We start from the raw sequence: 6,825 nt of genomic DNA, 5'->3' as shown, positions 1-6,825 counted from the left end.
AGGCCTGATAGCCGTTTTTTCGGTGAATCTCTTTATAGTTATCGCAGGCGAATTGGCCAGCGTCTAGCGCAGGAGTCGCCAGTTGAAGCAGATCTTGTAATCGGGGTTCCAGATTCAGGCATACCTGCGGCGATTGGCTTTTCTCAAAGTAGCGGCATTCCTTTTGGTGATGGTTTGATAAAAAATCGTTATGTGGGCAGAACTTTTATTCAACCCACTCAAGCAATGCGAGAAGCGGGAATTAGAGTGAAATTAAATCCTTTGAGAGATGTAATTGAAGGGCAGCGTATCGTTGTAGTTGACGATTCTATTGTTCGCGGCACTACAAGTAGAAAATTAGTGCAGGCTTTTAGGGAAGCAGGTGCAAAAGAAGTGCATATGCGGATTAGTTCACCACCGGTAACCCATCCCTGTTTTTATGGAATCGATACTGATTCACAGGATCAACTTATTGCAGCACGCTTTAATCTTGAACAAATAATAGATCATCTTGGTGTTGATTCATTAGCTTATTTAAGCAAAGAAGGGATGTTGCAATGCGCTCAAGAACAGGCATCAAATTTTTGTACCGCTTGTTTTGATGGTAACTACCCAATTCCTGTAGAAGTTGAACTTCGTGAGCGTAAACTAATGTTAGAGCCCAGTGGTTTAGCTCAATCTTAATTAATTAGAGGTATCAGGCAAACCACCTTTTCGGTTTTAGGTAGTTCAAGGTTTAAACCGGTGCCACGGCTATCTTCTGTTTTGATGCTATCTGTTTTCAGCCTAATACTGCCAGAATTTGTTTTAACAACTATCAGCTCTGTATTAGATGCCCTTAGATCTACTAATTGATCGCTACGATTGCTAAATCTTAGTGAAATTTCACCAAGATCTCCTCTGCTGCAAAGCCGAATACTTGAAACGGAAAGTTTTTTAAGTTGACCCATTGCACTCACTAGTAATACATCAGCGTCTGCTGGGCAGGCTGCAGCACCAACAATTACTTCACCCGGCAATAACCTCATTAAGGTGGGCCCTTGGGCTGTTTTCCCCATTAACGGAATGCTGTTTTCATCAATTGGAAGCCTTAAACTTCTACCTGTGCTTGTTGCAACCACTAAATTTTGAGCTTCTTTACAGATAACAGCCCTTTCTAGTTCAACACCATCTTTCAATTTTAAAACTGTTGTTGCTCGCCCTGAAAGATCTTTAAATTCTTCAGCGGCAATTCGTTTAAAGCGACCATCACTACTTAATAAGCCAATAGAAAAAGGAACATTATCTGCTGGCATTACTAAAACCTCAACTATTTTTTCTGCTTGGCCATCAACACTTTCTGGTAGAAATTTTTCGATTGGCCCAGGTTGCTGGGCAGCAAATTCCCAGCGCAACGCAGCTACCCTGCCTCCACTTGTAAAGGCCAGCAGAGTTGGAGCTGGTTGCACCGCAAGGATCAATTGGCCATGGGGGCCATGTTCGCCATAGGGCAGTGGTTCTTGTAGGTGTAATTTCCCCAGAATTTGCGGGCTGGCGATACGCAGCAAGCCGTCGCTTTGTAGCAGCAGCCGATTATCAGCGCTGATGGCAGAAAGGGCATGCAGCCTTTGAGCTTCTGCATTTGGTCTTTGCGCTGCAGCCCGTTGGGCTACTAAATCATCTCCACCTTCTTGCAGGCGAGTGCGGCGAGGAGTAGCAAAACGTTTGCGCAGTTGCTTGAGCTCTTTGATGAGAGTATCTAGTAAGCTTTGGCGATTGTTTAATAAATAACTTAGCTCTGTTTGTTCTTTTTGCAGCTCATCTAATTCTTTGCGTAGGCTTTCCTGTTCAAGGCCTGTCAAACGTCTTAAGGGCATTGCGAGCACAGCATCAGCCTGGCGTTCGCTTAAATTAAGTTGTACTTGCAAACTTGCTTTTGCACTGGCGCTATCACGGGCGGATTGAATCATTTCAATTACTTCTTTTAATGAATTAAGTGCTTTTATTAAACCTTCAACCACTTCAAGCCTGTCTTCACAACGCTTTAGCGCATGGCGGGTGCGCCGCACTATTGTTAATTCACGATATTCAAGGAACTGTTCAAGTAATTGACGCAGGCTTAATTGTTGTGGTTTTCCATGAACAAGCGCCAGCATGATGGCACCAAAATTACTTTGCAACGCAGTACGTTTATGTAATTCAGCCATTACTTGTTCTGCATTCGCATCACGCCTTAATTCCACAACCACCCGCATGCCTTCACGATCACTTTCATCACGGATATCGGCAATTCCATTTATTTTTCCATCATTTACTTGTTCTGCTAGTTTTTCAATCCAGCCTGCTTTGCTTAATTGATAAGGAAGCTCTGTTATTACAACTGCCCCTCTTTTATGGCGTCCCTTACCCGGTTGCATTTCTTCGATATGGGCAACTCCACGCATGGGAATACTGCCCCTACCTTGCAGATAGGTTTCCTGTAATCCAGATCCGGTAAGCACCACACCACCGGTGGGGAAATCAGGGCCTGGAATTAGTTCCAGTAGTTTTTCATCGCTTAACTCAGGGTTGTGCACAAGCGCCACCAGGCCATCAACCACCTCGCCAAGGTTGTGGGGTGGAATACTTGTGGCCATTCCCACCGCAATTCCGGTGCAACCATTCAGCAGCAGAAAAGGCAATTGCGCTGGAAGCACTGTTGGTTCCTGCTGAGAACCATCGAAATTATTGGCGAAATCAACTGTGTCACTACTGATTTCAGCCAGCATTCCCTCGTGGGAAAGTGGCGATAGGCGCGTTTCCGTGTAGCGCATTGCCGCTGGTGGATCGTCGTCTACCGAACCGAAATTTCCGTGGCCATCCAGCAGTGGGTGGCGACTGGCAAAGGTTTGTACAAGCCGCACCAGGGCGTCGTAGACGGCTTGATCCCCATGGGGGTGGTATTTGCCCAGCACATCCCCAACTACACGAGCACACTTGCGGTAGGGGCGATCTGGGGTGAGCCCCAGCTCATGCATCGCAAATAAAATGCGCCTTTGTACTGGTTTGAGCCCATCCCGCACATCGGGCAGGGCCCTTCCCACGATCACGCTCATCGCGTATTCGAGATACGAACGCTGCATCTCTTGATGCAGAGCGATCGGAACGATGCGCTCGTCCGCCATGCGGAATGGGTTAAACCGAAAGGAAGGGGCTCAGCCTACAGATAGCGAATTCACTCGTCCTTAAAACCGGCCATACCCATGGCCCTATCCACAGAACCCCGCAACCTTTCATCGCGGAACATCACTTGGGTGGCTTGCCGCAATTTCGCGCCCCACAACTGATCTTTTTGATAAGCATCCAGCACGTAATCCGGTTCTTTCACGAGGGCTTGAATCGCCAAGTTGATTGTTTCTGTTGAGGTTTTACTTTCTGAATAAAGAGCTGCTGCCAGTGCAAGGCTGGGTTCTGCTGCATCGGAGCTGATTTCTAGAGCCTTGCGCCAGCGGCCAATCGCTTCGCTACGGCGCCCTTGCTCGAAAAGCACAATCGCTTGGTTATTTACCGCCTCCCAAAAATTTTTCCGGAGCCCGGCGGCCTTTTCAAAGGAGCTAAGGGCGGGATTTAGTTCTTTGAGCTGGATCTGAGCATTACCAAGATCAAAATAAGCACCAGGATTATTTGGATCGAGGCGCAGCCCTTCCCGCAATAGTTTCTGGGCCTCTTCCGGTTTGTTGTTACGCAGATTTAACGAACCTTCCGCAAACCACACCCCTGGATTATTCGGGTCTAGCTGCTTCGCTTTTGCTAAGGCTTCATAGGCCCTGTTGTTTTTTTCTCCCTTCGCGGTGCTGCGCAATTCAGCTTCCGCTAGCACCAGCCAAGCTCTTGGATCGCTTGGTAAAACCTGCACTGCCAATCGCGCTAATTTGCGCCCTTCCTCCACTTGACCTATTTGCAGCAGCCCGGCAGCAGCTCCTGCAATACCAAGGCCCGCTTTACCAAGTTCTTTTGCGCTTGGCACAAATACATACGGCACAAGCGCCTGGGCGGGGGCCGGCAGCATGCAAACTGCTGCGGCCAATAGAGCCAGCAGCTTGAGGCCCATGGTGTTCTAAAAAGCTAAAGGCAGCCTAAGTTGCGGCGCCACATATGCGGTTTAATCCGCCTCAAGGCTGAACTTCGCAAGGCCTGATCCCACTGGCTTGCATCCCAATTGAGTAGTTCAGCTGGTTTGCTTTGCAGCATCCATTGGCGTGGTTGCAACTCAGGATCTTCATTTGCGTGTGCTTGTTTTTGATTCCAGGGGCAGGCCTCTTGGCATAGATCGCAACCAGCAATCCAGCCATGCAGCGGAATCGGTAATTCAGCATTGCGATTTTCGATCGTGTGAAAAGCAATACATCGGCGGCTATCAACAACAAACGGTTCCGTTATTGCCCCCGTAGGACATGCCGGTAAGCAGGCGCTACAACTGCCGCAGAGGGGGCTGGCGGGGATGCTTGGTGTGAGTTCAACAGTGGTTAACAGGTGCCCGAGCAGCAACCAGGAGCCGTGGCTTTTGCTGATTAGGTTGCCATTTTTACCAATCCAGCCAATCCCAGCTTCTTCTGCCCAGGCTTTATCCAGTAACGGCGCCGTATCAACACAAACGCGCCAGTGGCAATCGGGTTGCTGCTGCTCTAGCCAGCGGCCTAAGCGTTTTAAGCGTTGTTCGATTACGCGGTGATAATCCCTCCCCCAGCCGTAGCGGGCGATGCGGGCAACACCAACCTGCTGCTGCTGCTCTACGTAGTAGTTCAAGCCCACCGCTAGCAGGCTGCGCACCCCTGGTAGCAACTGTTCCACCTGGCGCCGCTTTGGGTTGTTCATCCAGGCCATATCTGCCTGATAACCAGCGGCCAACCAGCGTTCAAGGGCGGCATTACGCAGAGCCAGCCGTTCACTGCCAGCCGTTGCCGCCACCCCTGCCACAGCAAAACCCTGGGCGATGGCCTGTTGTTTCAACTGCTCGGCAAGATCCACCGGCACCTTTACAGTTGCGCCGCGTCTTCATTCTGCCGTGCCAGAGCTTTCTCCTTCCCGTTTATCTGGTTTGTTGCGCTGGATCGGCGGCGCCCTGGTGCTGGTGCTCGCTCTAGAGCTAATGGCAGTGCTTAGTGCAAATGCTTGGGGTGAGGAGGCTTTTAGCCAATTGGTGGTGGATACCTTGATTAAGGCTTCCCCGATGGCCTTAGTTGGCTTGCTTTTGATGTTGATGGGCTCCCGCCTCGATCAACCTCAGCAGCAGCGCAGCCCCTTGCGTTGGACGGTGTTTGGTGTGGGTATTGCCCTTGCTTTATCCCTGCTGGTGTCGGTGCCGGTAACGATCGGCGGCAATGCAATCCTGCAAAAGCAGTCTGATCAGGCGGTGGAGCAAAAACAGATGGAATTGAATCGGGCCACTGCAGAAAGCAACAATCCTCAATTGATTGAGGCCCTGGTGGCTCAGCTGCGTCAGGCCGGTCAGCTGGATCCAAATTTGAGTGATGAACAGGCGAGTGCCCAGGCAAAACGTTTTATAGACGGCCGTCTAGGCCAACTCAAGCAGCAGGTGCAGCAGTCTGAAAGGGCCAGATCTCTAACTTTGGGGCAAAGACGTTTTAATGGCACTGGTATGGCTTTGCTATTAGCCCTAGCCACAGCCGCTGTTGCATTGGGGGCAATCCTCTAGTGGACGCCCCTGTGGCTAAGTTGAATTAGCGATTTACTGCTCAAGAACATTGGTGCAGACCCGCCCTAGACCAGAACCGCCAATCAATGTGCGGTTGCAACAAGATCTCAAGAACGACCTGATCGCTGGGTTGCTTGTGGTGATTCCACTTGCAACCACAATTTGGTTGTCTACTTTGGTGACTCGTTTTGTGGTGAGTTTTCTCACTTCAGTGCCAAAGCAGTTCAGCCCATTTAATACTTTAAATCCATTTTTGCAGGAAATAATTAACCTGCTTGCTGGTTTATTAGTACCTCTACTTGGTATTCTTTTAATAGGTTTAATGGCGCGTAATATAGTTGGAAGATGGCTGTTAGATTATGGTGAAGGAACGCTGGCACGTATACCTTTAGCTGGCTCGGTTTATAAAACTCTTAAGCAAATTCTAGAAACGGTATTAAAAGATAACAGCACCAGATTTCGCCGTGTGGTGCTTGTTGAGTATCCGAGGGAAGGTTTGTATGCGCTGGGTTTTGTAACAGGTGTATTGGGTGCATCGATGGCTGCTAGCTTCACTCAACCAATGTTAAGTGTTTTTATTCCAACAGCACCAAATCCAACTACCGGTTGGTATACCGTAGTTCCAGAATCTGCAGTTCGTGATATAGATATGAGTGTTGAAGATGCGTTTAGAACAATTATTTCAGCAGGAATTGTTAGCCCCGAAGATCGCGATAGCCCTGTAAATCGTAGTTTTTCAAGCCTTCTCGCCCAATTGCGGCCCTCCACGCAGCCCAGCCCACCAAAACCCTGAAATTGATGCAAAACCGCACGATTGCCAGGGAGTTATCCCTTTTAATTCTTGGTCAAAAGGCTGATCGCAGCCCAGCTACTACCGAGCAACTTTTAGCCCAAGCGCTCACTTCACTGCATAGCCATTTGCGAGAGGTATTGGATCAATCTGCAGATCAATTACAGCAAGCTCAACAAGCTCTTTTAGAAAGCGAATTATGCGAAGGTGAAAACGAACGTGTTAGGCAACATTTACATAAAGGTTTAGAAGGAGCCGAGCAGGTATTGAATCGGTTATCGGCCAGTTTGGAACTTCCCCGTTTGCTTCTCTTAGCAGATCAGCATGATCTACGCGAATGGGCTTTACAGCGCTCCAAGGCAGTATTTGCGGCGCAACCAGC

6 protein-coding genes and 1 pseudogene are annotated in these 6,825 nt (G+C 49.1%); 4 read left to right on the top strand and 3 right to left on the bottom strand.

Going from position 1 to position 6,825, the window contains the following annotated elements; all coding sequences use genetic code 11:
• Positions 1 to 663, top strand: a 663-nt coding sequence (locus KB557_RS08065; RefSeq protein ID WP_261355027.1) for an amidophosphoribosyltransferase, incomplete at its 5' end; no start/stop codon positions are given.
• On the opposite strand, the gene KB557_RS08060 is transcribed toward KB557_RS08065, so the two are convergent.
• Genes KB557_RS08060 through queG form a run of 3 tightly spaced genes read right to left on the bottom strand, consistent with a single transcriptional unit; the run spans position 660 to position 4,965 of the window.
• Complete coding sequence (locus tag KB557_RS08060; RefSeq protein ID WP_255133078.1) at positions 660 to 3,122, bottom strand: DNA topoisomerase (ATP-hydrolyzing) subunit A; 2,463 nt, start codon at positions 3,120 to 3,122, stop codon at positions 660 to 662. The genes KB557_RS08065 and KB557_RS08060 overlap by 4 nt on opposite strands.
• Before the next feature lie 50 nt (positions 3,123 to 3,172).
• Positions 3,173 to 4,048 (bottom strand): tetratricopeptide repeat protein, encoded by an 876-nt coding sequence (locus KB557_RS08055; RefSeq protein ID WP_255133076.1) that lies wholly within the window; start codon positions 4,046 to 4,048, stop codon positions 3,173 to 3,175.
• A 14-nt stretch (positions 4,049 to 4,062) separates the two neighbouring features.
• Positions 4,063 to 4,965: a tRNA epoxyqueuosine(34) reductase QueG gene (gene queG / locus KB557_RS08050; RefSeq protein WP_255133074.1), complete on the bottom strand. Its 903-nt coding sequence runs from the start codon at positions 4,963 to 4,965 to the stop codon at positions 4,063 to 4,065.
• A 37-nt stretch (positions 4,966 to 5,002) separates the two neighbouring features.
• Between queG and KB557_RS08045 the strand changes: the two genes are divergently transcribed.
• The 3 genes and pseudogenes from KB557_RS08045 to KB557_RS08035 all read left to right on the top strand — a co-directional run.
• Entirely contained in the window at positions 5,003 to 5,653 is a 651-nt protein-coding gene (locus tag KB557_RS08045; RefSeq protein ID WP_255133072.1) for an HpsJ family protein, read from the top strand.
• 49 nt (positions 5,654 to 5,702) lie between these two features.
• The gene (locus KB557_RS08040) at positions 5,703 to 6,446 is read left to right on the top strand and encodes a DUF502 domain-containing protein (protein ID WP_255133070.1); all 744 of its coding nucleotides are present in this window, start codon (positions 5,703 to 5,705) and stop codon (positions 6,444 to 6,446) included.
• A 5-nt stretch (positions 6,447 to 6,451) separates the two neighbouring features.
• Positions 6,452 to 6,825 (top strand): annotated as a pseudogene (locus KB557_RS08035) (antitermination protein NusB); the annotation flags it as partial.

Origin of the sequence: Synechococcus sp. Cruz CV12-2-Slac-r (genome assembly GCF_024346075.1) — a bacterium.
In the GTDB taxonomy this organism is placed as follows: Bacteria; Cyanobacteriota; Cyanobacteriia; order PCC-6307; family Cyanobiaceae; genus Synechococcus_D.
This window is presented reverse-complemented; position numbering and strand designations above follow the sequence as displayed.